We start from the raw sequence: 25,077 nt of genomic DNA, 5'->3' as shown, positions 1-25,077 counted from the left end.
ACGCTCGGGATATGTGTTACGCCATCCGCCTCGGCCGTGGACTCGTGGGTGTACTCGCCGCGAACCGGCCGAGATCGCCACGCACGGCGAGCGATGGATCCCTCCGGGCGCTCGCCGGCCGCCCCGACCGGACGGGACAGCAGGCGGGGGACGCCCGCGGCTCGCGGGGCCCGGACGGGGGAAAAGATGGGGTTTATGCGCCTCTTGCCGCTAGGGGCGGGCGTGGAGTCGCCGTTCGACGTTCTCTCGGTCGAGCCCGACGCCGACGAGGCGGAGATACGGGAGGCCTACCGGGAGCGAGTCAAGGACGCCCACCCGGACCACGGGGGGTCGGCCCGCGAGTTCCAGCTCGTGAGGGCCGCCTACGAGGAGATCAAGGACGGGGGCGGCGACGCGGTCGACGAGTCGAGCGAGGGCGAGGACCGCTCGCCGGCCGAGCGGGCGGCGGCCGCCGAGTCGCCCGGCGAGGACGACGAGCCCCGCCGCGAGCAGCGCTGTCGCGTCGAGTACCTCAACTACGAGGTGCTCGACGACCGCGGGTGGCGCGTCGACGACCCCGACCTGATGGAGATGGCCGCCGACGGCGGCCTCGACCGCGAGGACTACGGCCAGTTCTGGGTCCGCCCGCGCGAGTCGCTGCTGGAGGCCGCCGAACGCCACGGCTTCGCCTGGCCCTTTGCCTGCCGCGGCGGCGCCTGCGCCAACTGCGCGGTCATCGTGCTGGAGGGCGACATGCGCACCCGCGTCGACCACGTCCTCCCGCCGGAGATGCTGGAGAAAGGCTTCCAGCTCTCGTGCAACGGGATGCCGGTCACCGACGAACTGCAGGTGCTGTACAACGTCAAGTCGATGCCCGAACTGGAGGACCTGCTGCTCCCGCCGCGGCCGTTCGAGCAGGCCCACGACGACTGACCGCGGGGGCCCGTGACACGGGCACCCGGGATTTTTCCGGGGGTGGAGCGACACTCCGGGTATGACCCACTGGGCCGACCGGGTCTTCCGGGAGCAGGCGGATCTCTTCGCCGAGCACTTCGAGGACATGTTCGCCGCGGCCGACGAGGAGGTCGCGGCCCTGCTGGACCTGCTGGCTGCCGAGTTCGGCTGCGAACCCGATACCTCGCTCGACGTGGCCTGCGGCGTCGGCCGGCACGCCCTCGCGCTGGCCGACCGCGGGGTCGCGGCGGAGGGGCTGGACTTCTCCGAACCGTTCCTCGACCGGGCGCGCGAGCGGGCGAGCGACCGCGGCCTCGACGAGTCGACCGCCTTCCACCACCACGATATGCGCGAACTGGACGATCTGTCGGGGAGCTACGACCTCGTCACCGTCTTCTGGAACTCGCTGGGCTACTACGGCCGCGAGACGGACGAGTCGGTCCTGGCCGACGCCCGCGAGCTGCTCGCCGACGACGGCGTCCTCGTCGTCGAGCAGTCCAACCGCGACGCCTTCGTCGCCGACCTCGACGAGGCGACCGTCACCGAGGAAGACGGACGGCTGACCCTCTACCGTCAGTCCTTCGACGTGGAGACGAGCCGGTTCTCGACGACGCTGGACGTGTTCGACGCGGCCGGCGACGGCTACGAGCACGTCGACACCATGGAGTGGGAGAACCGGCTGTACGCGCCGCCGGTGCTCCGGGAACTCTGCGAGCGCGCGGGCTTCGCGGACGTGCGGCTGTTCGGCGGGTTCGACGGGAGCGACCTCACGCTCGACTCGATGCGGGTCGTGGTGCTGGCGCAGTGAGAGACCGGGGCGGCGAGTGAGAACGGCGGTGGGACGGCCGGCCGGTCAGCCGCCGAACTCCCAGCCGGCGCTCTCCAGGCGCTTCTCCTCGACGCGGTCGCGCTCGGCCTCGTAGTCGCCCGGGTCGTGGTGGGGGCGTTCGTCGGCCAGGTCGCGGGCGCGCTCGAACCACTCCTCGGCGTCCTCGTAGTAGTCGCCGGCCGCGTCGGAGTCGTCGGTCTCGTCGCCCTCGCGTTCGAGCGCGGCGGCGTGGGCGCTCATCGCCTCCAGCAGGCCGGCGGTGACCCAGGTGAGCTGGTACTCCAGCGCGTCCTCGGAGACGGGGGCGTGGCCGTTCCAGCCGGCGTCGGCCGCCGCGCGGTAGCGGTCGAACGCCGCCTCCCAGGCGTCGACTGCGACGGTCGCCTCCTCGGCGTCGAGCGCCGTCTCGCAGCGCCCGGCGGCGTCGTCGAGGAACCGCTCGCCCGCCTCGCGCAGGTCGGCCTCGACGGCGTCGAGACGGTCCTCGGCGCCCTCGGGCACGTCGTCCACGTCGTCGATCACGTCGCGGGCCTCCTCGACGGCCTCGGCGGCGTCGACGTACGCCTCGCAGGCGTCGCCGTAGCGACCCTCGTCGAGGGCCGCCTCGACGTCCTCGTACTGGGACTCGGCGCGGTCGAGCCACGAAGTAACGCGGGTGTGGGCCAGCTCCGCGACGACCTCCCGGATCTCGGCGCGGATCTTCTGTTCGGGCGCGCGGTCCTCGCGGGTGGCACATCGGCGGGCCTGGGAGAACTGCGAGCGGGCGGCCAGCGCGTGCTGGTTGGGGTCGGCGCCGCGCTCGCAGGCGTCCTCGTATGCGGCGATGGCGTCGCGGGCCTGCGAGAGGGCGCTGGACATGTCCGCCCACGACGAGCCGACGTTGCTGATGTAGTCCTCGGCCGCCTCGGCGTCGCCCTCGTCGGGGTCGAAGACGACCGTCTCGTCGTAGGTCTGGACCTCCAGTTTGCTGTTGATCAGCCCCTTGCGGACGTGGCTGGTCTGCAGCCGGGTCAGCTCGAAGGCGATCTCGGGCTCGTCGGGCTGGTCGCCCAGCACCCACAGCACCCGCTCGTCGGTCACGAGCATGTAGGCGCCGTGGCCGCCCCCCGATTCGATCGTCGTCGTTCGACCGTCCTCCGTGTGTTCGATCGTGCCGTCGTTGGCGAGCGCGTGCTGCAGCTCCTCGCCGTCGCGGAGCAGGTCGTCGAGGTGCTCCGCGTCGACCTCCCCGGACCCACCACCGGATATCGCGTCGTTTACTCGGTCGAACATTGCCCTGTGGTTGTCGTGTATTTCCGGGACGGTAGGTAATAAACTTCGGTGTAGGTTCACGGCGCGAAACCGCCCGGCGATCCGAGGTATAGAGTGTATACCCCGGCGTCGTTCGGCCGCGTGCCAACCGCTCCCTCGGAATCCTTTTCCGCGGGTAGGGCATATCGTCGGCCGACAATGGGTATCGGCGGCTCGGACATGTACCGACAGCAGATCCTCGACCACTACAAGAACCCGCGCAACTACGGGGAGCTCGAGGAGGCCACGTTCACCCACGTCGGCGAGAACCCGATGTGCGGCGACACTATCGAGATGGACGTCGTCCTCGACGACGCCGAGGAGACCATCGAGCGGGTGGCCTTCCGCGGCGACGGCTGCGCCATCTCGCAGGCCTCCGCGTCGATGCTCTCCGAGCAGCTCGCGGGCATGTCCGTCGAGGAGCTGCGGGAGATGGACAGGGACGACGTGATCGACATGCTCGGCGTCGACATCTCGCCGATGCGCGTCAAGTGCGCGGTCCTCGCGGAGAAGGTCGCACAGGACGGCGCGGAGATCTACTTCGACGAACTCGACGTCGAGAAGACGACCACCGAGGACGACGAGGAGTAGCCGACTCGCCCGTGCGGACGGGCTCGCGACACACCGTTGCGCGCCGTCGACGGGCCTCCGCGCTCTCGACGGTCGCTCGTCTCTACGCGGCGTCTTCGGGTTCGACGACGGTGGTCTCGTCGTCGACCGCGTGTTCGATAGCGACCGAGTGGCGCGTGTGGCGGGCGTGAATTCTGGCCCAGCGCTCGGCGGCGTGGCGCGCGAGGTGTTCGGACCCCTCCGGACAGCGCCGACACTCGGCGAGCCACGTGGCCACGTCGTCGGGGAAGTGGCCCGTGTGGCGCTTGTGGTCGAGCGCGAACTGCTCGACCGCCTGGTTGCCGACGCCCAGCTCGTCGAGTTCGTACCCGAGGTCCCACTCGCGGTCGCAGCGCGAACAGCTCACCGTCGGTGCGTCGTCTAGCTCCGTCGGCGCCGGACCGCCCGGGGGGCCGTCCCCGTCGTCGCTGTCGTCTGGCACGACAGCGGGTTCGGCGCCGAGTCCCTTGGCTCTGACGGGGTCGCCCTCGCCGAAACCGGGACGTATTTTCCCCGCGACCCGCCTTCTCCGATACCGTGCGACTGCAACGGTCTCGGACCCCGACGCCCGGCCGGCGACACCGGCCAGCGATGCCAACCTCGCGGCTCCGCCCAGCGACGCGACCGACGGTGCCCGCCTCGCGGCCCCGCCCGGCAGCGCGACCGGCGCGGGCGTCGGCCCGACCTCGGCCCGGCCCGGGAGGGTCGGCCCGGTGATCCCGCGTCGGTTCGCGCGCTTCGACGCGCTCGTGGCGACCGCGCTGGTGTGGTTCCTCGGGAAGTTCCTCCGGTACGCCTTCCCGCCGCTGTTCGAGACGATCGGCGCGACCTACGGCGTCTCGCGGACCGTCCTCGGGTCGGCGTTCACGGCGCTGATGCTCGTCTACGCGCTGATGCAGTTCCCGTCGGGCCTGCTCGCCGACCGGATCGGGTCGGTCCGGGTGATCACCGCCGGGGCGCTGCTCACGGCCGGCGCCGCGGTCGTGCTCGCGGTCGACGCCCCCCTCTGGGTGCTCGTCGGCGCGATGGCGCTGGTCGGCGCGGGGACGGGCACCTACAAGACCGTCGGCGTCAGCCTGCTCGCGCGCGCCTACCCCCGCGGGACCGGCCGCGCGCTGGGCGTGTTCGACACGTTCGGGACCTTCGGCGGCGCCGCCGCGCCGGCCGCGGTCGTCCTCGCCTCGGCCGCACCGGGCGTCCTCGGCGCCCCCTGGCGGACGCTCTTCCTGGCCGCCGGCGCCGTCGGCGTCGGCCTCGCCGCGGCGTTCGCCTGGGTCACCCCGCGGCGGCTCCCCGACGAGCCGGCCGCCGCGGCCGCGGACGACGACGACGGCGGATCCGTCCCGCTGAGCGCGTACGTCGCGCTCTTCCGGGACCCCCGGTTCACGCTGTTCGTCGTCGTCACGGTCTGTTTCTCCTTCACCTACAACGGGGCCGTGGCCTTCCTGCCGCTGTACCTCGCCGAGGAGACCGCGGTGTCGTCGGCGACGGCGAACCTGCTTTTCAGCGCGCTCTTCCTGGTCAGCCTCGTCCAGCTGGTCACCGGCGAGGCCAGCGACCGGGTGGGCGTCGAGCCCATCCTGGCGCTGACGCTCGCGGTCGCCACCGCCGGGATGGTCGCCGTGCTGGCGTTCTCGGCGACCGGCGGCCCGCTCGTGCTCGGCGGCGCCGTCGTGTTGCTGGGGCTGGGCGCCCACGGCTACCGCCCGGTCCGGGGCGCCTACATGATGGAGGTCACGCCGGAATCGGTCGCCGGCGGCAGCCTCGGCGTCGTCAGGACCCTGCTGATGGTCGCCGGCGCCGCCTCGCCCGCGGTCGTCGGCTACCTCTCCGAGACCGCCGGGTTCACCCCCGCGTTCCAGCTGCTCGCGGCCGCGCTGGTCGCCGCGACGGCGCTGACGCTCGTCCTGTGGGTCACCGACCGGTGACGCTCGCTCGTGGCGCCGGGGACTGACGCCCTACGCGGGGTCCCAGTCGAAGCCCGTCCCCACGGCCGACACCCCGCCGTCGACCCGCAGGTTGGTTCCGGTGACGAACGACGCCTCGTCGGAGGCCAGGAAGACGACGGCGTCGGCGATCTCCCGCGGCTCGGCCGCGCGCTTGAGGACCCCCGGCCCGTCGGCGCTGGGCGTCGTCTGTTCGTCGCGGTACTCGCGGGCCTCCTCGGGATCGTCCGGGAGGTGGTACTCGGTGACGACGTAGCCCGGCGAGACGGCGTTGACCCTGACCCCGTCGGGCGCGTGGTCGCAGGCCATGTCTTTGGTCATCGCGACGATGGCGCCCTTCGTCGAGTCGTACTGGGCCCACTCCGGCCGCCCGACCTCGGCGCCCATCGACGCGACGTTGACGACCGAGCCGTTGCCCTCGCGTCCGCCGGTGGGCTCACGGTCCCCCTCCGTCCCGGTCATCAGGGGGATCAGATGTTTCGCGCAAAAGGCGACGCCCTTCTGGTTGATCGCGAGGATACGGTCCCAGCTCTCCTCGTCGGCCTCGGTGACCGGCTTCGGGTCGACGCGGATCCCCGCGTTGTTCACGAGCACGTCGACACCGCCGAACCGCTCGGCGACCCGCTCGGCCATCTCCTCGACCGCGCGCTCGTCGCCCACGTCACACTCGACGGCCAGCGTCTCCCGGCCGGTCTCGGCCGCGATGTCGTCGGCGACCGCCTCGGCCCGGTCGCCCAGTACGTCGACGACGGCCACGTCCGCGCCCTCTTCGGCCAGCCGCCGGGCGGTCGCCTCGCCGATGCCGCGGGCGCCGCCGGTCACGACCGCCACGCTGTCCGCGACTCGTCCTGTCATGGCTCGCCGTTCGGCTATCTCCCGCTTGTAGCTGTCGGCGGGCGGGACGGCGAAAACCCAACTCGGTTTCGACGGCCCGGCTCAGGCCAGGAACACGTGGCGCGGCCGGTCGGCCAGCACCTCGCGGCCCCACTCGACGGTCTCGCGGAAGTCCTCGGAGCGGAAGAAGGCCATCGCGTCCTCCTTCGCGTCCCAGCGGCTGGCGATGAACATGTCCGTCTCGTCCTCGCGGTTGGCCAGCAGGGCCGTCTCGCGGTGGCCGTCCATCTCCGCGAGGAGTCCGCCGACCTCCCCGAACGTGTCGACGAACTCCTCGCGGTAGTCGGGCTTGACGGTGTAGAACATCCCCATCGTCCCGAAGCCCTCCCGGTCCTGCGGGCGGCCGACGACCTCCGGCAGGTCGGTGAGGAAGTCCGCCGCGGTGTCGGCCGCGCTCTCGGTGTCCCAGAGGCTCACGACGGCCGTGGTGTCCGAGTCGTCGGCCACGTCGCCGTAGACGGCGGTCTTGACGTGGGTGTCGTAGCGGTCGAAGCCGTCGCGCAGGTCGGCGACCTCCGCGTCGAGCGTCTCGGGGTCGGCCTCCGAGTACAGCACCAGCGCGTACACGTCCTCGCCGTGGGGCTGGCCGGCGTAGACCCCCTCGGCGGCGAGTTCCTCGCGGATGTCCGCGGCCGTCGTGTCGTCGCCCTGTGTCTCGGCGGCCGCCGCGTCGCCGTCGGCCGACTGGTCGGCGCCTTCACCGCCGTCGGCCTCGCCGGCGTCGCCGAGCGGGCCGCGGGCGCTGCGGGTGACGCCCTCGATGTCGGTCAGGAAGCCGATGGCCGTGTCGGCGGCGCTCTCCGTCTCCCAGACGCTGACGACCGCCGTCTGGCCCTGGTTGGCCCGGACGCTCGTCAGGACGTGGGTGTCGTAGTGGTCGAAGTTACCCCGGAGCCCGTCGACCTCGTCGACGATCGCCTCGGCGTCGGCGTCGGCGTAACAGACCAGCGCGTGGTCGCCCGCGCCGTACGCCTCGGGGTAGACGCCGAAGTTCGCGAGCGTCTGGACCGCCTCGTCGGTGTCGAGCCGTTCGGCGTCGACCTCCTTCTGTGCAGCGGCGGGCCGACCACCGCTCGCGGCGGTGCCCTCGCTCGACTCGTCGACGGTCTCGGTCGTCCCGCTGCTCGCCCCGCCGGCGTGGCTCTCGGCGGGCGGGTCGGCCGACTCGTCGTCGCCCCGGGAACCGTGCGCGCCGTTCCCGTGGGCGCTGTCGCCCGCGTGGCCGTCGTGGCCGGCGTTCGAGGCGCTGGCGTGGGCCTCGCGCTCGCCGGTCGACCCCTCGCCCGCGTCGGCGGCGTCGGCGGTCGGGACGGACTCGCCGGCGAGGTAGGCGCCCAGGTCCGCCGGCGGGAACCGGCGGCCGACGTAGAAGGGGCCGAACTCGGCGAACTTCGAGGAGGAGGGGTCGAAGCGCATCTCGTAGAGCAGGTCCTTCACGTCCGTCATGTCGTCGGCCCACAGCGTGACGCCCCACTCCCAGTCGTCCATGCCGACCGACCCGGTGATCATCTGCTCGACCTTCCCGGCGTAGCCGCGGCCGATGTCGCCGTGGCTCTCCATGTGCTCGGCACGCTCCTCGAAGGGCAGGTCGTACCAGTTCTGCTCCGGCTCGCGGCGCTTGGACATCGGGTAGAAGGAGACGTGCTCGGCGTCGGGGATCTCCGGGTGGAGCCGCGACTGGATGTACTGGGCGAGCCCGGAGTCGTCGTCGACCTCGCCGTCGAAGTACTCGCGGGCGCGTTCGGAGTAGCCCGACGCCTCCGTGACAGAGACGTACGACGAGGACTGTTCGGTGAACCGCGCGAACTCGGTGCGCTCGAACCGGCGTTCGAGGCGCTCGACCGCCGCCAGCGAGGGGCGGAGGTGGACGACCATGAGGTCGGCCTTGTGCCCGACGACGGCGTACAGCGCCGACTGGCCCTCCTCGGCGTCGGCGACGGCCTCGGCCGACCCGAGGAACTCGACGGCGTCTTCGAGCGCGCGTTCGCGGACGCGCTCGGGGGCGTCCCGCCAGGCCTCCCAGTCGACCGTCCTGAGGTCGTGGAGGGCGTACCAGCCCTCCTCCGTCTGCGGCGGCTCGCGTCTGACCATACCGGGGAGTAACCGGTCGCAGTTTAGGAAACTTGTCTTTCCCGGCTGTCGCGGCCGCGAACGAGGAGTCGGTGCTGGCGCCCGCGAGGGCGCTGAACCGCCCGCCTCAGTTCAGCAGCTGCGGCCCGAACAGCATGAGGAAGAGGCCGGCGAGCATCAGCAGGCTGATCGAGGCGGTGACGGCGGTGGTCGCGCGGCGGCCGTCCTCGACGGGGAGGCGGGCGACCAGCGACTCGGCCGACGCCCGGAGGATGTGCCCGCCGTCCAGCGGGAACGTGGGCACGCAGTTGAACACGCCGAGGTTGAGGTTCACCCACGCCGTCCAGAACAGGATGTTCGCGAGCATGAACACGCCGCCGCCGAGCGGTTCGAGCGGCCCCGTCACCGTGTAGAAGTTCGCCACGTCGGGGACGAACCCGGCGAAGTTGTAACCGAAGCCCGCGCCGATGGTGCTCAGGAACGGGAGCAGGAGCACGACGAACATCTGCTGGAGGAACTGCCCGGAGAACAGCCCGCCCCAGGGGCCGCTGAACCCGCCGAGGTAGGCCAAAAATTGCGCCGCGGGGTAGACGTCGATGCCGGCGTCGGTCACCGTGATGCCGCTGAAGCCCTGCTGGGTGCGGAGCCCGAGCGCGTCACCGGGCCCGCCCCAGCCGGCCGTGACGCCGTAGGTGTCGACCTCGCCGCCGACCGACGCCCGCACGTCGACGGTCCGGCCCGCTTCGAGCCCGCCGACCACGTCGCCGTACGCGGAGGCGTTGGGCGTGCGCTCACCCGCGACCGAGAGGACGATCACGTCGGTCCCGTCGGCGGGAACGGAGGCGTTGGCGAGCGGGCCGTTCTCGACTGCGAGCCCGTAGGCGCCGACGGGGAAGGTCGCCGTCCCGCGGTTGGTCTCGATGGTGGCCGTCTCGCGGCCGGCCATCGCCTCGGCGAACCCGCGCTCGGTGTAGACGGGGGTCCCGTCGACCGCCTCGACGATCGTCGCGTTCCGGCGGTTGGGCTCGATGCCGTCGGTCACCGACGGGACCGACCGCACGAGGGCGAGCTTCCGTTCGAGCGTGGTCGTCTCGCCGCTCTTCAGCGTGAGCTCGACCGACCGCTCCTCGATCGCCGCGAGCCGCTCCTCGAACTCGGAGACGTTCGCGATGGACTGGCCCTCGACCTCCGTGACCAGATCACCGTACTCCAGGCCGGCCTCGTCGGCGGCCGAGCCGGCGGCGGCGTTGCCGACCGGGACGCCCGCGGCGGTCGCGATAGCGCCCGAGACCGGGCCGAACAGGAGGAGGAAACCGACGAACGCGACGAGGAAGTTGTTCGTCACGCCGGCGGCGAACATCCGGGTCTGGCTCCCCCGGCTCGCCCGGAGGCGGCTCTCCTCGTCGGGTTCGACGAACGCGCCGACCGGGATGAAGGAGAAGAAGGCCAGCCCCATCGAGTCGATGTCGATGTCCTCGACGCGACAGAGCAGGCCGTGGCCGCCCTCGTGGACGACGAGGCCGATGAGCAGGCCGAGGACGATCTCCGGCGCGGCGGCGAGGGGGAGGAAGTCGTTGACGCCGGGGATGACCAGCACGTTCTGTGGGTTCTGGACGGGCTGGCGCGTCGGCTGTTGCATCGCCTGCCAGCCGGCGTTGAAGACGGCGACGAACATCCCCACCATCGTCACCAGCGCCATCCCGACGCCGAAGTTGCCCCAGGCGCGCCAGGCCCGCTTCGGTCCGGCGAGCCACGTGAGAAACTGTCGGCCCCGGAGCGTGTGCAGCGTCAGGATCGGACCGGAGACCCGGACGGAGTCGGGGAGCTTGCCCCGCGCCTGCAGCGCCATCGTCCCCGCGGTGAAGACGACGATCGCAGCGAGCACCCAGTACAGCGGGCTTACCATTACCCGGAGTCAGGGGCCTCCCCGCCAAGAGGGTTTGGTTGTGGGGTTTCGGGCGGCTGTCGGTCGGCCGGTCACGCCGCACGCTCCCGTCGAACCGGCCCGGTCGGACCCGACCGGGACCGCGTCGATAGCGGCTCGGCCACGGCTCGCGTCGACTGCGGTCCGCTACCGCTCCCGTCGAAGCCGCTCGACGACGAACTCCCGGTCGAGGTCCCCGAGGAAGTGCCCGAGCTGCGGGCCCTCGTCCTCGCCGAAAAAGAGGCGGTAGCCGACGCCGAAGAACTCGCCGATCTCGATGTCGTGACGCTTGGCCGTCTCGTAGATCTCGCCCTGGATGGCCTCGCCGTCCGCCCCCTCGGCGACGAACTCGGCGAGGTCGTCCAGCGCCGCGGCGGTCGCCGCGTCGACCGACACATCGGGCAACTCGGAGCGCGAGACGGTGTAGTTGTACTCGTTATCGGTGCGGTCGGCCCACTCGCCCGCGAGCGCGACGCGACCGAAGGCGTCGTCGACGGCCCACTCGGGGTCGTCGTCGGTGACGTGGCCCTCCTTGCGCGCGGTCGCCGCGCGGGCCTCGGCGTCGTCGAACATCCCCAGGACGGCGGCGAAGGTGTACGGCAGGCGCACCCGGTCGGCGAACTCGCCGTCGAGGAACTCGCGGCGGCGCCGACGGTCCTCGGGGTCGTTGTGGTCGAAGTCGGCGGCCACCTGCGCGGCGTCGTCGGCGCCGGCGGTTCCGTCGACCGCGAACACGTCGCTCGCGGCGAGCGCTTCGGGGGGCACGTCCGCCAGCGAGAGCAGGAACGGGTACACCCGGTCGGCGCGCCGCTGTTCCTTCGCGGTACCGGACTCCTCATCGTAGTAGAGCCGCTCGACGCGGTCGAACTCGTCGACGAGCTGGTCGAGGCGCTCGACGCTGAAGTCCCTGGCCCGGTTGGGGTCCTTCGCGAAGAAGAAGCGGACGACCTCGGGTTCGAGCATCTCCAGCACGTCGTGGACGAGGACGATGTTGCCCTCCGAGGAGGAGAACGGCTGGCCGTCCAGCGTGAACCACTCGTAGACCATCGGTTCCGGGGGTTCGATGTCCAGGACGTTCTCGGCGATGTCGACGCCGGAGGGCCACGACCCCTCGGCGTGGTCCTTGCCGAACGGCTCGAAGTCCACGCCCAGCACCTGCCACTGGGCGGGCCACTCGAAGCGCCAGGGCAGTTTCCCCTCGCGGAACGTCGCCGTCCCCTCGTGGCCGCAGCCCTCGATGGTCCGGTTGCCCGCCTCGATGTCGGTACAGCGGTACTCGACTTCGCGTGCGTCCACGTCGACCGCGGTGACCGTCTCGGTCACCTTCCCGCACTCCGAACAGAAGGGGTTGAACGGGACGTAGTCCTCGTCGACCTTGTCCTGGTACTCCGAGAGCACGTCGCGGGCCTGCTCGCGGTGTTCGAGGACGTGTTCGACCACGTCGTCCATCCGGCCGGACTCGTAGAGTTCGGTCGTCGAGACCACGTCGATGGGGGCGTCGAGCAGGTCGGCCGACTCGGCGATCAGCGTCGAGAAGTGCTCGCCGTAGGAGTCACAGCAGCCGAACGGGTCGGGGATGTCCGTGTACGCGTGCCCGAGGTTCTTGCCGAGGGCGCCGGCGTTCACGTCGCCCAGGTCGACGATCTTCCCGTCGAGGTCGGCGAGTTTCCGGGGGAGCTTCCGGAGCGGGTCGCGGTCGTCGGTGGTGAACACCTGCCGGACCTCCCAGCCCCGTTCCCGGAGCACCTCGGCGACGAAGTAGCCGCGCATGATCTCGTTGACGTTGCCCAGGTGGGGCACCCCGGAGGGAGAGATGCCGCCCTTGATCACGATCGGCTCCTCGGGGTCGCGCGCCTCGACGGCGTCGGCGACCTCGTCGGCCCAGAAGGCGTAGCGGTCCTCGCCGCCGGTCTCGTCGGTCCGGGTGTCGTCGGTCGCCTCCGCCTCGCCGGCCGCGTCGGTCCCGTCGGCGCTCGCGGTGGCGCTCGGTCCGTCGGTCGTCGCCTCGGAGTCGCTCTCGCTCATGCTGTCTCCAGGGGACGGGCGCTCATCAGTGACTCCACTCGGCCGGCGGTTCGCTCAGGCCCTCGGGGACCACGTCGGTCCCGTCGTGGTCGCCGGTGCGGACCGCCCGCTCGACGGCCTCGGGGTCGGTCCCGTCGAGGACGACGGTCCTGATGCCCGACCGCTGGACGATCTTCGCGGCGAGCAGGTCGACGGGCGCGTTGCTCCCGGCGTCCATCTCCAGGTCGGCGATCAGGCCGACGAGTTCGTCGGCGGTGATCTCCGAGAACTTCGCGGCGTCGGGGTCCTCGCCCGGGTCGGCGTCGTAGACGCCGTCGACGCTCGTGGCGTAGACGAGCAGGTCGGCGTTGACGTACTCGGCGAAGGCGGCGCTGACGGCGTCGGTCGTCTGGCCGGCGACCGTACCCCCCATGACCGGGATGTCCCCGCGGCGGATGGCCTCGCGCCCGGTCTCGTAGCTCTCGGGCGGCGTCGGGGCCGCCCGCTCGTCGAGCGCGGCGATCAGCAGGCGCCCGTTGAGCCGCGTGACCTCGATGCCCAGCTGGTCGAGTTCGATCTCGTTGGCGCCCAGATCGCGTGCGGCCTCGATGTACTCGCGGGCGGTCGGCCCGCCGCCGACGACGGTACCGAGCGTGTACCCGTCGGCGTCGAGCGATTCGATCGCGTCCGCGTAGGCCCGGACCCGCTCGGGGCCGACCGACGGGACGAGGACGCTCCCGCCGATAGAGACGACTGTTTTCATTGGGACGGCGTAGCCGCGATGCCGTCTTAAGGGTTGTCAAGCCCGACGGTCGAGCGCCCCGCCGTCGCCCCCGCGATACCATCCACGACCACTCGCTACCCCGCGCGTCCGCGCCCACGCTCGGCGACGCTCGCCCGCGAGAACCAGCAACCGTTGCCTCAAGATCGGACTGAATCCGCGTTTCGCATCGGTTTTTCGGTCGGCCGTGCGACCGAGACGCAAAAACGTCTCGGCGCCTCAGAGAAGAGTATAAAATGTCTAACCCCCTCAGAAAACGTTTTGAAAGTTCGAGACTCGGCCGCCTCTCCCGGGTCGTTCGTGAAACGACACGAAGCCACCCGAAGATTCCTCCCTTTATATGGGGTTACCGGTCCCAGAGGGAAGCGAGGTGTCAACATGAGCTCGATACTCCAGCCCTCCAACGACGACGCGCCGTCGAAAGAAGAGCGACTCAAGGCGTATCTGCGCCAGAAGGCCGAAGACGGCGAGATGTACTTCAAGAGCAAGTTCATCGCCGACGAGGTCGGCCTGTCGCCCAAAGAGATCGGCGCGCTCATGGTGAAGATCCGCGACTCGGCCACGGACCTCGAGGTCGAGAAGTGGTCCTACACGAGCGCGACCACGTGGCGCGTCGAAGTCGCCTGACCCGAGCTTCGCGACACCGACGCTCCGACCCCAGACCCCACACCCCCGGACGGCGACCCCGTCCACACCCCACCACACGCACCGACTCCCGAACGACATCCGAACACCACCCCAGCCGTTCACCACACCCCTGCGGGACGCCCGAGCGCGGGCGTCCCGACCCCGCTTTCTCTCCGCGCCAGCGGACCAGCGGCGCGACCGATGTCGTCGGCCGCGTCGACCGGTCCGCCGGCTGACCGCCGACGGGCGTCCGTCGGTCGCCGGCGGTGTCCCGGGATTTATACCGGGGAGAACCCAACCAGAGACCGATGGACGAGCGTCGCGTGCCGGCGGAGGGGCCGCCGGTCGAGGAGATCGAGTCGGTCTTCCAGGTGGCCGACGTGCGCGTCGGCGACGACGACGCGATCTACTACCTGGGCACGCCGCTGGCGTCCGCCGAGGCCCTCGAACGGGAGCTGTGGGGGCTGTTCCGCGAGGCGGGCTACGACGTGTCGCTGACGACCCGCGCCCAGTCGTCGGCGCCGTTCGACGAGCGGCCAGCCATCGAGGACCGCTTCGGGCCGACCCGCCCCCAGTACGTCCTCGTCGCCGAACCCCGCTCGCCGCACATCGACGGGATCCCGTGGACGAACCTCGTCTTCTTCGTCCTGACGGTGCTGTCGACGCTGTACGTCGGGTCGATCTGGTACTACGTCGAGCTCGACGGCCCGCTGGCCCTGCTGGAGGCGTGGCCGTTCACCGCGGCGATCCTCGGCGTGCTCGCCGTCCACGAGTTCGGCCACTACGTCATGATCCGCTATCACGACGTGGACGCGAGTCTCCCCTACTTCATCCCGTTCCCCTCGCTCATCGGAACGATGGGAGCGGTCATCCGGATGCGCGGGCGCATCCCCGACCGCAAGGCGCTGTTCGACATCGGCGTCTCGGGCCCGCTCGCGGGTCTGGTCGCCACTGTCGTCGTCACCGTGGTCGGCCTGTACCTCGACCCGATCACCGTCCCCGAGCGCGTCGCCAGTGGGGGCGGCGGTGCGATCCGGTTCAACGACCCGCTGTTGCTCGTGATCCTCGCGGAGGCGACCGGCCAGCCGCTGTCGTACCCGGACCCGCGGCTGGCGGCCAACCCCGTGATCTTCGGCGGCTGGGTCGGGATGTTCGTCACCTTCCTGAACCTCCTTCCGGTGGGCCAGTTCGACGGCGGCCACATCGTCCGCGCGATCCTCGGCCCCCGCCAGGAGACCGTCGCCGCCGCGGTCCCGGCGGCGCTGTTCGGCCTCGCCGGCTACCTCTATTTCGCCCGGGAGGCGACGAACGCGGTCGTCCTCTGGGTCGTCTGGGGGGTCATCGCCGCCGGCCTGGCCTACGCCGGCCCCGCCACGCCGATCCGCGACGACCCCATCGGTCCCCGCCGGCAGGCGCTCGGGGCCGTTACGCTCGTTCTCGGCCTGCTCTGTTTCACGCCCGTCCCCTTCGAGATCCTTGCGGCGTAGGCGCTCGTGATGGCGCAAGATCCCCCGAAAAACAGCAGTTTCAGTGCGTGTACCCGCGGTCGGCGAGCGGTTCGCCGTCCAGCGTGACGCCCGACTCGACGACTGTGCCGACTCTGGTCAGATCGACGGAGAGGTCCTCGCGGACGGCCGACAGGGCCGCTTCGGGGACCGTACAGACGAGTTCGAAGTCCTCGCCGAAGAAGGCGCCCAGCTCCAGTCGCTCGTCTGCGTCGGACGCGACCTCGTCGACGACCGGGTCGACCGGCAGGGGCGACTCGACGGCGAACCCGCAGTTGCTGGCCTCGGCGAGCTGGTGGAGCGAGCGCGCGAGCCCGTCGCTGGAGTCCATCATCGCGGTCGCCCGGCCGGCCAGCGCCCGCCCGGCCGCGACTCGCGGAGTGAACCGGAACAGGTCGTTCGCTCGGTCGACCGCGCCGCGCTCGAACAGCCGGAGGGCGGCGGCGCTTCGCCCGAGCGTGCCGGTGACACAGACCGCGTCGCCGACCTCGGCGCCCGAGCGATACACGGGGTCGTCGGCGTCGCCCAGCGCGGTTGTGGCGACGGTGAACTCCTCGTGGTGGTCGAGGTCGCCGCCGACGTACTCGGCGGCGACGGCCTCGCAGACGTCGGCGGCGCCGTCGACGAAGTCGGCGAGTTCCGTCTCGTCGAACGCGGGCGCGGCGTAGACGGCGACGGCGGCGGTGGCCGCGGCGCCCATCGCGGCCACGTCCGAGAGGGAGGCCCCGACGGCGCGCCAGCCGGCGGTGTAGCGGGTCGTCCCGTCGGGGAAGTCCGTCCGGTCGTGGAGCATGTCGGTGGTGACGACCCCCCCGTCCACCACGGCGGCGTCGTCGCCCGCCGCCGACAGGCGGTCGCCGAGCATGCCCAGCGCGGTCCGTTCGTCCATACCCCGCGTTCGCCCGCTCCCGGGAAACCGCCTGCGGTTCCGACGGGCCCTCGCGGGGGGCGTCGCCCGCCGGCGAGGGGATCGGTGGCCCCGGGCTCGCCTCTCCCCGCACGCGCAGTCCGGAGGGTTGAAGCCGCGGACGCCCTTCGGCCCCGACATGAACGGGGACAGGTGGGCGACGGTCGTCGGGTTTCTCGGCGCGGCGGTCGTCCTCGCCGTCCTCGTGTGGATCGTCGGCATCGGCGACATCCTCTCGGAGCTCCGCGGGGTCGAACTCCGGTACCTGCTGGTGATCCTCGCCGTCGCCGTCGTCTGGCTCGTCTGCTGGGGACTGGCCCTGCGCGCGGTCCTGAGCGCCCTCGACGCCCCCATCTCCGTGGGCATGAGCGGGCTGGTGTTCGCCGGCGCGGTGTTCTCGAACAACGTCACGCCCTTCGGGCAGGCCGGCGGCGAGCCAGTCAGCGGCTACCTCATCTCGCGGGCGACCGACCGGGAGTACGAGACGGGCCTGGCAGCCATCGCCTCCGTCGACGCCCTGCACTTCGTCCCCTCCATCGGCTACGCCCTCGTCGGCCTGACCTTCGTGGTCGCCGGCGCGGCGGAGTTCGGCCGCAACCTCGTCTTCGCCACGACCGCGCTGGTCGCCCTCGCGGTCGGCATCCCGGCGGCCGCCTACTTCGGCTGGCAGTACCGCTACGAGCTGGAGGCGGCCGTCGTCCGCGCGATCACTCCTCTCGTCCGCACGCTCGGTCGGGTCGTCCCCCGGAAGTCGCCGCCGACGACCGACGCCATCGAGCGCCGCATCGAGGGTTTCTTCGGCGCCATCGAACGGGTCGCCACGAGCCCCCGGACGCTGCTGGAGGCGATCGGGTTCTCGGCGCTCGGGTGGCTCGCGATGTGTACCTCCCTGTGGCTGTCGGTGTACGCGCTGGGACACACGGTCCCGTTCTCGGCGGTCCTGCTCGTCGTCCCGATGGGGGCCGTCGCCGGGATGACGCCGCTGCCGGGCGGTCTCGGCGGCGTCGACGCCGTGCTGATAGCCCTGCTCGTCTCGACGACCGGCGTCTCCGGCGGCGTCGCCGGCGCGGCCGTCCTCGTCCACCGCGGCGCCACCTACGTCTTCCCGACCGTCGTCGGCGGCGGCGTCGCCTTCGCCCTCGGCGTCGGCGACTGACGCGTCGCTGCTGCCGGCCGGTCGCACTCCCGGGTTCTCCCCGGTCACCCTCCGCTTCCCCGAGACCGCCGTTCACTCAGTTGCTCGCGAGCGAGCGCTACCGGCAGAACGTCAGAGCCATTCGCCCTCGCTGTGTCGTGCTTTCGGAATGTGTTTGTAGTATACGACTCCGGTACGACACCACCCACAGCACTCGGTGTCGCCGGGACAGCCCGGATGGCGCCCCGACATTCCGTCCGGGTGTACGATCGCGATGTCCTCGGCGAACCTCTCCGCCAGGTCGTGATAGCGGTCGCAGTGCCTCCAGAACCGCGAGGCGGCGCTCGACGGGTGCTGGCGCTCCGTGTCCCCGGCACAGTGAGACGTTCGTGCGGTCATGGTTGGGTATCGACGACCGGAACAGACACCCAACGGCGCAGGCGCGCCGGCGACGCCCGCAAGACGTTCGGGATGCGATGTCAGCCAGCTAGTCGGACGCTCCGACCGAGGGACAGCATCCCTCTCTCACGGGGCGGTGCTGTTCCGGTCTATGAAAACCCAAACCGGGACCGGGGAGACCCATACAGCATTGTTTCCGGCTGACAGTATAAATCTGACGTGCAGAGCTGAGGTTTCAGTCGGCCTCGCTGCTCGCGGTTCCCTCGGACCACCCCTCGCACCGCCGAGGGGGTCGCTCCGTTCGGTCCCACACTCCCTGTGTCGCCGTCCCGCACCCGTCCGGCGAACGATGCCCTTAAATGAGCCGCTCCGGAAGACACCTGCAATGGCGACACTCTACGACGTGCCCGCGGAGGACCTCAACGAGGCGGTCGCCGAGCGCCTCGCCGAGGAAGACGACGTACAGGAACCCGACTGGTTCAAGTTCGCGAAGACCGGCGTCGGCCGCGAGCTCCCGCCGGAGCAGGAGGACTTCTGGCAGCTGCGGGCCGCCAGCCTCCTCCGGAAGGTCGCCGTCGACGGCCCCACGGGCGTCGGCGCGCTCCGGACGGCCTACGGCGACTCCAAGCAGGGCTCGAATCGCTACGTCGTCCGCCCGGAACAGACCACCGACGCGAGCGGGAAGATCATCCGCACCGCGCTCCAGCAGCTCGAAGAGGCCGGCTACGTCCAGACCGCCGAGGGCGAGGGCCGCCGCATCACCCCCGAGGGCCAGAGCCTCCTCGACGACACCGCCGGCGAGGTCCTCGAGGACCTCGACCGTCCGGAACTCGAACGCTACGCCTAGGTTCTGCCGCCGGTTCTCTCGCTTTCGCCGCCACGGGTAGCCGGGCCGCCGTCCCGTCCGCTCCGAAATCGTTTTCCCGACGACTCGACAAGGGACGCCCATGAGCGGCGAACCGAACGACGAGGAGCTCGAGAAGCTCCGCCAGGAGAAGATGGAGCAGCTACAGGAACAGGGCGGTCAGGGCCAGGGCCAGGGCGTCGACGAGGAGGCCATGGAGGCCCAGCGCGAGCAGCGCGAGGCCCAGAAGAAGGCCATGCTGCGCAAGCACCTCACCGACGAGGCGCGCAAGCGGCTCAACACCGTCCAGATGTCCAAGCCCGAGTTCGGCGAGCAGGTCGAACAGCAGGTGCTCGCGCTGGCCCAGAGCGGCCGCATCCAGGGGAAGATCGACGACGACAAGATGAAACAGCTCCTCGAGAAGCTCCAGCCCGACAAGAAGAGCTTCGACATCCAGCGCCGGTAGATGCCGACGGTCGCCGCGCTCTTTTCCGCCGGCAAGGACTCGACGCTCGCCGCCCTCGTTCTGGAACCGTTCTACGACGTGACCCTCTGTAGCTGCACGTTCGCCCTCGACGCGGGCCCGTCGGTCGCCGGGACCGCTCGCGAGGCCGGCGAGCGAGCGGGGTTCCCGGTGGCGACCGTCGAGCTGGACGCGTCGGTCGCCCGCGAGGCCGTCGACCGGATGGTCGCCGACGGCTACCCCCGCGAGGGGATCCAGCTGGTCCACGAGCACGCGCTGGAGACGGTCGCGGGCCGCGACGAGGTCGACGGCCGCCCATTCGACGCCGTGGCCGACGGCACCCGCCGCGACGACCGCGCGCCCGCAATCGAGCGGCCGTTCGCACAGAGCCTGGAGGACCGCCACGGCGTCGACTACCTGCGCCCGCTCGCCGGCTACGGCCGCGGGGCCATCGACGAGCTGACCGGGCGGCTGCTGGAGGTGGAGACCGGCCCGAGCGAGCGGCTTCCGACCGGCGACTACGAGACCGAACTGCGGGCACTGATGGCCGCCGAGCACGGCGAGGGGACCGTCGCCGACGTGTTCCCCGAGCACGTTCAGTCGCGGGTGCGTGGGCGGAGCCGTTGATCCGATACCCGGCCCCAGGCGCCTCTCAGTCGAGCCGATCGAGGTCACCGCGGCGTTCACGCTGCATGATCCTCCCGGCGAACCGCCGCAGCTTCGCGACGAGTTCCGCCTCCGTCTCGTAGGTCTCCACCTGTAGGTCCCAGCGTACCGTAGCCGACCGGATCATGGCGCTCGTCACGTCTTCTTCGCGAACGAACACCAGCCGATCCCCGTGCGTTTCCGAAAGCGCTTCGAGCACGCTCCCGGCCTCCTCACCGACACCGAAGTTATGTCCGAGAAACGGGAGTACGAATGCCGTCGCGTTACTACATCGCGTGAACTCGATACTCTGGGTCGCCGCGTCCACGTCGTCGGTATCGACCCCGATATCGAGCGCCAGAAACGCGTTCACTCCCGGGTCCGTCCGGAGTTTTCCCTGTACCCGTCGCAAGAGCCGCTGTGCTGCGTCGATGTCGTCTCTGTTTCGGAACAGCCGCCGTATCGGCCCCGGGAGATCTTCGATATCGATCCCCTCGCGTTCCTCCTCGCTAAGCACGTAGTTGAGGTTAAACGACTTGTACGGCCCCATCAGGTAGAACAGAAATTGGTCGTATTTCACGCCCCCCAGCTGCTCGGCGATCGATTCACGCGTTATCTCCGCGGACATACCCGTCTTTCCGCCGCACAATTTATAAAGTACGGTGTTTTCAGCGATCGTCGGCTTGAGAACAGCTAAGTTCGCTCGTCCACTACTCGATCACGAGATGGCGATCGACCACACGTCGGGGGCGGAGAACGGCTTCCCGGACGACCCGGAGGAGTTGCTGCCGGCGGACAGTGTCCTCTCGCTCGACGAGTACCTCGCTATGCACGCCGCTGTCGGCCACAGAACTCGGTACGAAGTCCTCTATCGACTGGTTCATGGAGGGGATATGAGCCCGACCGAACTCGAAGCGGCGATGGATATCGACGACAGCACGCTCCACTACCACCTCAACGAACTCGTCGACGTGGGTCTCGTCGAGAAGCGCCAGCGGACCGAACGCGGACAGGATGGACTCTACACGTACTACCGAGCGACCGTCTTCGGTGAAGTCGTGCTCGCCGACGGCGTCGAGGACCTGATCCGCGGCGAACGGGAGTTCGAAACCATGTACGACAGCTCCGCGGAATCCGACGCGAGTGACTGACGGGCTGGAGATCTCGACGCGACGGACGGCTCGCCCCACACGGACAGGTTGAAGCGACCCCTCGCCGAACCACGGGGTATGTACGAGGGACTGAAGGGGTTCACCGATTTCTACCCCGACGAGATGGCCCCGCTCCGGGAGGTCATCGACACGATCGAAGACACCGCCCGGGCCTACGGCTTCCGGGAGACGTCGACGCCGGCTCTGGAGCCGGCGGAGATGTGGACCGACAAGAGCGGCGAGGACATCGTCGACGAACTGTACGACTTCGAGGACAAGGGCGGGCGCCACGTCACGCTCACCCCCGAACTGACGCCCACCGTCGCGCGGATGGTCGTCGCGAAACAGCAGGCGCTGTCGAAGCCGATCAAGTGGTTCTCGACGCGGCCGTTCTGGCGCTACGAGCAGGTCCAGCAGGGCCGCTTTCGCGAGCTCTACCAGACCAACGCCGACATCTTCGGCTCCTCGGAACCCGAAGCGGACGCCGAGGTGTTAGCCTTTGCCGCCGACTCGCTGACCAACCTCGGGCTCGACGGCTCGGAGTTCGAGTTCCGCGTCTCCCACCGCGACATCCTCGGGGAACTCCTGCGGTCGTTCGACGCCGACGTGGACACCACCGAGGCGATCCGCGCCGTCGACAAGCGCGCGAAGGTCGAGCGCGAGGAGTACCTGGGCCTGCTCTCCGACGCGGGGCTGTCCTACGACCAGGCCCGGGAGTTCGACGACCTGCTCGTCGCCGGCGACGACGACCTCTCCGCGCTCACCGATTTCTCCGACAGCGACGACCTCGCGGCCGCGGTCGAGAACCTGGAGAACGTGCTCGCGGCGGCCGAGGACTTCGGCGTCCGGGAGTACTGCGACGTGAGCCTGACGACCGCGCGCGGGCTGGACTACTACACCGGCGTCGTCTTCGAGTGTTTCGACGCCTCAGGCGAGGTCTCCCGCTCGATCTTCGGCGGCGGGCGCTACGACCACCTCATCGAGGAGTTCGGCGGCCAGCCCACGCCGGCGGTCGGCGTCGGCATCGGCGTGATGAACTCGACGCTGCCGCTGCTCCTCCAGACCCACGACGCCTGGCCGGGCGAGGGCATCTCGACGGACTACTACGTCCTGCAGGTCGGCGACGTGCGCCCGGTGGCCTCGCGTATCGCGCGCGAGTTGCGCGAGCGCGGCCACGTCGTCGAGACGGACGTGAGCGACCGGTCGTTCGGCGCGCAGATGAACTACGCCGACTCCATCGACGCCGAGACGGTCGTCATCGTCGGCGAGCGCGACCTGGAGAACGACGAGGTGACGGTCAAGGACATGGAGAGCGGCGACCAGACGAACGTGCCGGTCGACGAGTTCCCCGGCGACAGCGAGCGGCCGACCTACGACGAGTTCGCGTGATCGTCGGCCCGCTCCATCGCGGCGTCGAGATCCTCGCGGAATCGCGCGGACGCCGCCCGCAACTGTTCGACCTCCTCGTCGCTCAGCATCCCGACCAGCCCGTACAGCGAGTGTTCGTTCTCGTCACGATCGCTGGAACGCTCGCCCATACCCGTCCGTAACGGTTCGCGACCGCTTCAGTATTGGGTCGGCCGGGAGGCGAGTCGAATGGACGGCCACGCGGGGAGAGTCACAACGGTCATTGCACTGACGTTCGTTCCCGCGATCGATGGGCGACGACGAGGACGGGATCGACTGGCAGCGCGTCGGTCGCGTCGCCACGGAGCCGGACGGGTCACTCCACTGGGGTCGCGTCCGGAGCGCCGTCCGCGGTCGCGGCTCGCGCGATGACGCGGACCTGACGGCGCTGGTGGTGCTCGCGCTACTCTGGACGCTGGTCGGGCCGGTTCTCCCGGCCGTCTTCCCTACCGTCGTCGGGCTGGCGCCCTGGCAGATGGGCGGTCTCGGCGCCGTCGTTCTGCTCGGGCTGGTCGCCACGGTCGCCGACCGCCTCGACGCCTACGAGGTGACGGACGACGACGTGGTGATCGAGGAGTTGCGCGCCCGCTACGCCGCCGGCGCGCTCTCGCTCGACGAGTTCGAGCGCCGCGTCGAGCGCGTCGTCGAGGACGGTCCCGGGGCCGTCGACCCGAGCATCGGCGACGGGAACCCGGACGACGGTGAGCGCGACCCGGTGGCGATCCTCCGGGAGCGATACGCTCGCGGGGAGATCGACGACGAGGAGTACCGCAGCCGGCTGGACGTACTCGGCGAAGACGTACCCGACCGCGTCTCCGAAACTTCCTGACCGAACCGCCCCGAAACCGACAAGGTCCGCTCCCGCGAAGCGCGAGCGATGCCGGAACTGCGCGCCTACCGCGTCGCCTACGACGGCCGGCCGTTCCACGGGTTCCAGCGCCAGCCCGACGTGCCAACCGTCGAGGACGCCCTGTTCGACGCCCTCCGGGACCTGGGCGTGCTGGACGACGGGACGGACAAGCCCGAGGGGTACGCCGCGGCGGGGCGGACCGACGCGGGAGTCTCGGCGCGCGCGCAGACGGTGGCGTTCGCGGCGCCGGGGTGGCTCTCGCCGCGGGCGCTCAACAGCGAACTCCCGGCCTCGATCCGGGCGTGGGCCGGCGCCGACGTGGATCCGGACTTTCACGCCACGCACGACGCCGAGTCGCGCACCTATCGCTATCACCTGTACGCGCCTCGCGACGGTGACGAGGGGGCGATCGACGAGAGTCGGATTCGGGATGCGTTCGACCGGCTCGCCGGCGAACACGACTTCCACAACCTCACGCCGGACGAGACCGGGACGGTCCGGAACCTGTCGGCGACGGTCGAACGCGACGGCGATTTTCTCGTCGCGCGTCTCGGAGCAGGTGGGTTCGCCCGACAGCTGGTTAGGCGGGTCGTCGGGCTCGCCGTCGAGATCGGACGCGGCGAGTCCGAGTTCTCGAAGGTCGACCGCGTGCTCGGCGAAGCGGTCGTGGACGGGCCGGAGGGCGTCGCCCCGGCGCCGCCGTACCCGCTCGTCCTCTGGGACGTGACCTACCCGGGCGTCGAGTTCTCGGTGGACGGGGACGCGGCCGAGAGTGCCCGCGAGGTGTTCGACGACCGGTGCGCGGAGTTCTCGGTCCGGGGACGCGTCGCCGGTGCGATCCGCGATTCGCTCGAATGAGGGGTCGAAGGGATCGCCTTCGCGGGGCGCCGTGCCGGCGAGTGACACGAGTGATTGATATGGCGGCCGGCCCCTACTTTCCCTATGGAGTGGAAAACCGACTGGGGACTCCGCGGGCGGATGTTCTTCACGATGTTCCTGCTCGCGGCGCTGTACATCGCCTTCCTCGGCGTGTTGCTGTGGACCAACCAGTCGTTCGTACTCATCGTCGGCTTCATGAGCGTCTTCCTGATCGCGCAGTTTTTCTTCAGCGACAAGCTGGCGCTGCGGAGCATGGGCGCCCGCGAGGTCTCCGAGGAGGAGTACCCCGAGCTACACCGGATGGTCGGCCGGCTCTCCCAGCAGGCCGACCTGCCGAAGCCCACCGTGGCCGTCGCGGACACCCGCACGCCCAACGCCTTCGCGACGGGGCGCTCGCAGAAGTCGGCGACCGTCGCGGTGACCACGGGGCTCCTAGAGACGCTCGACCAGGAGGAACTGGAGGGCGTGATGGCCCACGAGCTCGCGCACGTCAAGAACCGCGACGTGGCGGTGATGACCATCGCGTCGTTCCTGGCGACCATCGCGATGTTCATCCTCCGGTGGGGGTTCCTGTTCGGCGGCGGGGGTCGCAACCGCCAGGGCGGGGGCGGCGGGATCATCGTCGCCGTCGTCGCCTCGCTGGTGGTCTGGATCGTCTCGTTCCTGCTCATCCGCGCGCTCTCGCGGTACCGCGAGTACGCCGCCGACCGCGGCGGCGCCGCCATCACCGGCAAGCCCGCGGCGCTGGCCTCCGCGCTGATGACCATCGACAGCCGTATGGACCGCGTGCCGAAGGAGGACCTGCGCGAGCAGTCCGAGATGAACGCCTTCTTCATCGTCCCCATCGACTCGGGCGTCATCGCGAACCTCTTCCGGACCCACCCGACCACCGAGCGCCGCGTCGAGCGCCTGCAGGACCTCGCCGGCGAGATGGAGACCGCCTGAGCGGCCGCCCGTCCGTCGCTTGTCGTCGTGTCCGTCCGAA

Annotated in this window: 25 protein-coding genes; 15 read left to right on the top strand and 10 right to left on the bottom strand. The window is 70.5% G+C overall.

Features of this window, described 5'->3' with window-relative positions; genetic code table 11:
- Positions 1-222 precede the first annotated feature (222 nt).
- Positions 223-912: a ferredoxin Fer gene (fer, locus tag E3328_RS19110; RefSeq protein WP_135366231.1), complete on the top strand. Its 690-nt coding sequence runs from the start codon at positions 223-225 to the stop codon at positions 910-912.
- A 61-nt stretch (positions 913-973) separates the two neighbouring features.
- Positions 974-1,741 carry a class I SAM-dependent methyltransferase gene (locus E3328_RS19105; protein ID WP_135366230.1) on the top strand — a complete coding sequence of 256 codons (768 nt, stop codon included), beginning with the start codon at positions 974-976 and terminating at the stop codon, positions 1,739-1,741.
- Between the two features lie 45 nt (positions 1,742-1,786).
- On the opposite strand, the gene E3328_RS19100 is transcribed toward E3328_RS19105, so the two are convergent.
- A complete protein-coding gene (locus E3328_RS19100) occupies positions 1,787-3,034 on the bottom strand; it encodes a hypothetical protein (protein ID WP_135366229.1) in 1,248 nt (415 codons plus the stop codon).
- Between the two features lie 177 nt (positions 3,035-3,211).
- Between E3328_RS19100 and sufU the strand changes: the two genes are divergently transcribed.
- Complete coding sequence (gene sufU, locus E3328_RS19095) at positions 3,212-3,643, top strand: Fe-S cluster assembly sulfur transfer protein SufU (RefSeq protein WP_135366228.1); 432 nt, start codon at positions 3,212-3,214, stop codon at positions 3,641-3,643.
- Between the two features lie 82 nt (positions 3,644-3,725).
- Here sufU and E3328_RS19090 read toward each other — a convergent pair whose 3' ends face one another.
- Positions 3,726-4,103 (bottom strand): DUF8062 family protein, encoded by a 378-nt coding sequence (locus E3328_RS19090; protein WP_135366227.1) that lies wholly within the window; start codon positions 4,101-4,103, stop codon positions 3,726-3,728.
- A 271-nt stretch (positions 4,104-4,374) separates the two neighbouring features.
- On the opposite strand from E3328_RS19090, the gene E3328_RS19085 reads away from it, so the two are divergent.
- The gene (locus tag E3328_RS19085; protein WP_135366226.1) at positions 4,375-5,589 is read left to right on the top strand and encodes an MFS transporter; all 1,215 of its coding nucleotides are present in this window, start codon (positions 4,375-4,377) and stop codon (positions 5,587-5,589) included.
- A 30-nt stretch (positions 5,590-5,619) separates the two neighbouring features.
- Here the strand turns inward: E3328_RS19085 and E3328_RS19080 are convergent, their stop codons facing one another.
- The 5 genes from E3328_RS19080 to pyrH all read right to left on the bottom strand — a co-directional run bounded on the left by E3328_RS19080 (position 5,620) and on the right by pyrH (position 13,262).
- Positions 5,620-6,462: an SDR family NAD(P)-dependent oxidoreductase gene (locus tag E3328_RS19080; protein WP_135366225.1), complete on the bottom strand. Its 843-nt coding sequence runs from the start codon at positions 6,460-6,462 to the stop codon at positions 5,620-5,622.
- A gap of 81 nt (positions 6,463-6,543) precedes the next feature.
- Positions 6,544-8,592: a heme-binding protein gene (locus E3328_RS19075; protein WP_135366224.1), complete on the bottom strand. Its 2,049-nt coding sequence runs from the start codon at positions 8,590-8,592 to the stop codon at positions 6,544-6,546.
- Between the two features lie 106 nt (positions 8,593-8,698).
- Positions 8,699-10,477 carry a site-2 protease family protein gene (locus E3328_RS19070; RefSeq protein WP_135366223.1) on the bottom strand — a complete coding sequence of 593 codons (1,779 nt, stop codon included), beginning with the start codon at positions 10,475-10,477 and terminating at the stop codon, positions 8,699-8,701.
- A gap of 165 nt (positions 10,478-10,642) precedes the next feature.
- Entirely contained in the window at positions 10,643-12,520 is a 1,878-nt protein-coding gene (gene lysS / locus E3328_RS19065; RefSeq protein ID WP_135366222.1) for a lysine--tRNA ligase, read from the bottom strand.
- 25 nt (positions 12,521-12,545) lie between these two features.
- A complete protein-coding gene (gene pyrH, locus E3328_RS19060) occupies positions 12,546-13,262 on the bottom strand; it encodes a UMP kinase (protein WP_135366221.1) in 717 nt (238 codons plus the stop codon).
- Between the two features lie 396 nt (positions 13,263-13,658).
- On the opposite strand from pyrH, the gene E3328_RS19055 reads away from it, so the two are divergent.
- Positions 13,659-13,907 carry a DUF7123 family protein gene (locus E3328_RS19055; RefSeq protein WP_135366220.1) on the top strand — a complete coding sequence of 83 codons (249 nt, stop codon included), beginning with the start codon at positions 13,659-13,661 and terminating at the stop codon, positions 13,905-13,907.
- A gap of 308 nt (positions 13,908-14,215) precedes the next feature.
- Positions 14,216-15,394: a site-2 protease family protein gene (locus tag E3328_RS19050; protein ID WP_135366219.1), complete on the top strand. Its 1,179-nt coding sequence runs from the start codon at positions 14,216-14,218 to the stop codon at positions 15,392-15,394.
- Between the two features lie 40 nt (positions 15,395-15,434).
- Here E3328_RS19050 and thiL read toward each other — a convergent pair whose 3' ends face one another.
- Positions 15,435-16,301 (bottom strand): thiamine-phosphate kinase, encoded by an 867-nt coding sequence (gene thiL / locus E3328_RS19045; RefSeq protein WP_135366218.1) that lies wholly within the window; start codon positions 16,299-16,301, stop codon positions 15,435-15,437.
- Between the two features lie 157 nt (positions 16,302-16,458).
- On the opposite strand from thiL, the gene E3328_RS19040 reads away from it, so the two are divergent.
- The 4 genes from E3328_RS19040 (at position 16,459) to E3328_RS19025 (ending at position 19,787) form a co-directional block, all read left to right on the top strand.
- On the top strand, positions 16,459-17,475 hold the full coding sequence (locus tag E3328_RS19040; protein WP_135366217.1) for a lysylphosphatidylglycerol synthase transmembrane domain-containing protein: 1,017 nt from the start codon (positions 16,459-16,461) through the stop codon (positions 17,473-17,475).
- A 763-nt stretch (positions 17,476-18,238) separates the two neighbouring features.
- The gene (locus tag E3328_RS19035) at positions 18,239-18,700 is read left to right on the top strand and encodes a 30S ribosomal protein S19e (RefSeq protein ID WP_135366216.1); all 462 of its coding nucleotides are present in this window, start codon (positions 18,239-18,241) and stop codon (positions 18,698-18,700) included.
- A gap of 100 nt (positions 18,701-18,800) precedes the next feature.
- The gene (locus tag E3328_RS19030) at positions 18,801-19,163 is read left to right on the top strand and encodes a DNA-binding protein (RefSeq protein WP_135366215.1); all 363 of its coding nucleotides are present in this window, start codon (positions 18,801-18,803) and stop codon (positions 19,161-19,163) included.
- Positions 19,164-19,787, top strand: coding sequence for a DUF7411 family protein (locus E3328_RS19025; protein WP_135366214.1), 624 nt, complete (start codon positions 19,164-19,166; stop codon positions 19,785-19,787). It abuts the gene before it with no gap.
- Positions 19,788-19,812: 25 nt separating this feature from the next.
- Here E3328_RS19025 and E3328_RS19020 read toward each other — a convergent pair whose 3' ends face one another.
- The gene (locus E3328_RS19020; RefSeq protein WP_135366213.1) at positions 19,813-20,433 is read right to left on the bottom strand and encodes a DUF7509 family protein; all 621 of its coding nucleotides are present in this window, start codon (positions 20,431-20,433) and stop codon (positions 19,813-19,815) included.
- A 97-nt stretch (positions 20,434-20,530) separates the two neighbouring features.
- Here E3328_RS19020 and E3328_RS19015 point away from each other — a divergent pair, with 97 nt between their 5' ends.
- Complete coding sequence (locus E3328_RS19015) at positions 20,531-20,956, top strand: winged helix-turn-helix domain-containing protein (protein ID WP_135366212.1); 426 nt, start codon at positions 20,531-20,533, stop codon at positions 20,954-20,956.
- A 78-nt stretch (positions 20,957-21,034) separates the two neighbouring features.
- Complete coding sequence (hisS, locus tag E3328_RS19010) at positions 21,035-22,345, top strand: histidine--tRNA ligase (protein ID WP_135366211.1); 1,311 nt, start codon at positions 21,035-21,037, stop codon at positions 22,343-22,345.
- Here the strand turns inward: hisS and E3328_RS22225 are convergent.
- The gene (locus E3328_RS22225) at positions 22,327-22,494 is read right to left on the bottom strand and encodes a hypothetical protein (RefSeq protein ID WP_167837478.1); all 168 of its coding nucleotides are present in this window, start codon (positions 22,492-22,494) and stop codon (positions 22,327-22,329) included. The two genes, hisS and E3328_RS22225, sit on opposite strands and share 19 nt — an antisense overlap.
- A gap of 119 nt (positions 22,495-22,613) precedes the next feature.
- Here E3328_RS22225 and E3328_RS22625 point away from each other — a divergent pair, with 119 nt between their 5' ends.
- The 3 genes from E3328_RS22625 (at position 22,614) to htpX (ending at position 25,037) form a co-directional block, all read left to right on the top strand.
- On the top strand, positions 22,614-23,192 hold the full coding sequence (locus E3328_RS22625; RefSeq protein ID WP_246023057.1) for an SHOCT domain-containing protein: 579 nt from the start codon (positions 22,614-22,616) through the stop codon (positions 23,190-23,192).
- A gap of 57 nt (positions 23,193-23,249) precedes the next feature.
- Positions 23,250-24,071, top strand: coding sequence for a tRNA pseudouridine(38-40) synthase TruA (truA, locus tag E3328_RS19000; protein ID WP_135366454.1), 822 nt, complete (start codon positions 23,250-23,252; stop codon positions 24,069-24,071).
- An 84-nt stretch (positions 24,072-24,155) separates the two neighbouring features.
- Positions 24,156-25,037 (top strand): zinc metalloprotease HtpX, encoded by an 882-nt coding sequence (htpX, locus tag E3328_RS18995; protein WP_135366210.1) that lies wholly within the window; start codon positions 24,156-24,158, stop codon positions 25,035-25,037.
- Positions 25,038-25,077 lie beyond the last annotated feature (40 nt).

The organism is Halosimplex halophilum, assembly GCF_004698125.1.
GTDB lineage: Archaea > Halobacteriota > Halobacteria > Halobacteriales > Haloarculaceae > Halosimplex > Halosimplex halophilum.
This window is presented reverse-complemented; position numbering and strand designations above follow the sequence as displayed.

Coding starts and splice junctions, on each gene's coding strand:
- E3328_RS19105 (WP_135366230.1), top strand. CDS start 974: ATGACCCACTGGGCCGACCGGGTCTTCCGGGAGCAGGCGGATCTCTTC.
- E3328_RS19100 (WP_135366229.1), bottom strand. CDS start 3,034: ATGTTCGACCGAGTAAACGACGCGATATCCGGTGGTGGGTCCGGGGAG.
- sufU (WP_135366228.1), top strand. CDS start 3,212: ATGGGTATCGGCGGCTCGGACATGTACCGACAGCAGATCCTCGACCAC.
- E3328_RS19080 (WP_135366225.1), bottom strand. CDS start 6,462: ATGACAGGACGAGTCGCGGACAGCGTGGCGGTCGTGACCGGCGGCGCC.
- E3328_RS19075 (WP_135366224.1), bottom strand. CDS start 8,592: ATGGTCAGACGCGAGCCGCCGCAGACGGAGGAGGGCTGGTACGCCCTC.
- E3328_RS19070 (WP_135366223.1), bottom strand. CDS start 10,477: ATGGTAAGCCCGCTGTACTGGGTGCTCGCTGCGATCGTCGTCTTCACC.
- lysS (WP_135366222.1), bottom strand. CDS start 12,520: ATGAGCGAGAGCGACTCCGAGGCGACGACCGACGGACCGAGCGCCACC.
- pyrH (WP_135366221.1), bottom strand. CDS start 13,262: ATGAAAACAGTCGTCTCTATCGGCGGGAGCGTCCTCGTCCCGTCGGTC.
- E3328_RS19055 (WP_135366220.1), top strand. CDS start 13,659: ATGAGCTCGATACTCCAGCCCTCCAACGACGACGCGCCGTCGAAAGAA.
- E3328_RS19050 (WP_135366219.1), top strand. CDS start 14,216: ATGGACGAGCGTCGCGTGCCGGCGGAGGGGCCGCCGGTCGAGGAGATC.
- thiL (WP_135366218.1), bottom strand. CDS start 16,301: ATGGACGAACGGACCGCGCTGGGCATGCTCGGCGACCGCCTGTCGGCG.
- E3328_RS19040 (WP_135366217.1), top strand. CDS start 16,459: ATGAACGGGGACAGGTGGGCGACGGTCGTCGGGTTTCTCGGCGCGGCG.
- E3328_RS19035 (WP_135366216.1), top strand. CDS start 18,239: ATGGCGACACTCTACGACGTGCCCGCGGAGGACCTCAACGAGGCGGTC.
- E3328_RS19030 (WP_135366215.1), top strand. CDS start 18,801: ATGAGCGGCGAACCGAACGACGAGGAGCTCGAGAAGCTCCGCCAGGAG.
- E3328_RS19025 (WP_135366214.1), top strand. CDS start 19,164: ATGCCGACGGTCGCCGCGCTCTTTTCCGCCGGCAAGGACTCGACGCTC.
- E3328_RS19020 (WP_135366213.1), bottom strand. CDS start 20,433: ATGTCCGCGGAGATAACGCGTGAATCGATCGCCGAGCAGCTGGGGGGC.
- E3328_RS19015 (WP_135366212.1), top strand. CDS start 20,531: ATGGCGATCGACCACACGTCGGGGGCGGAGAACGGCTTCCCGGACGAC.
- hisS (WP_135366211.1), top strand. CDS start 21,035: ATGTACGAGGGACTGAAGGGGTTCACCGATTTCTACCCCGACGAGATG.
- E3328_RS22225 (WP_167837478.1), bottom strand. CDS start 22,494: ATGGGCGAGCGTTCCAGCGATCGTGACGAGAACGAACACTCGCTGTAC.
- E3328_RS22625 (WP_246023057.1), top strand. CDS start 22,614: ATGGGCGACGACGAGGACGGGATCGACTGGCAGCGCGTCGGTCGCGTC.
- htpX (WP_135366210.1), top strand. CDS start 24,156: ATGGAGTGGAAAACCGACTGGGGACTCCGCGGGCGGATGTTCTTCACG.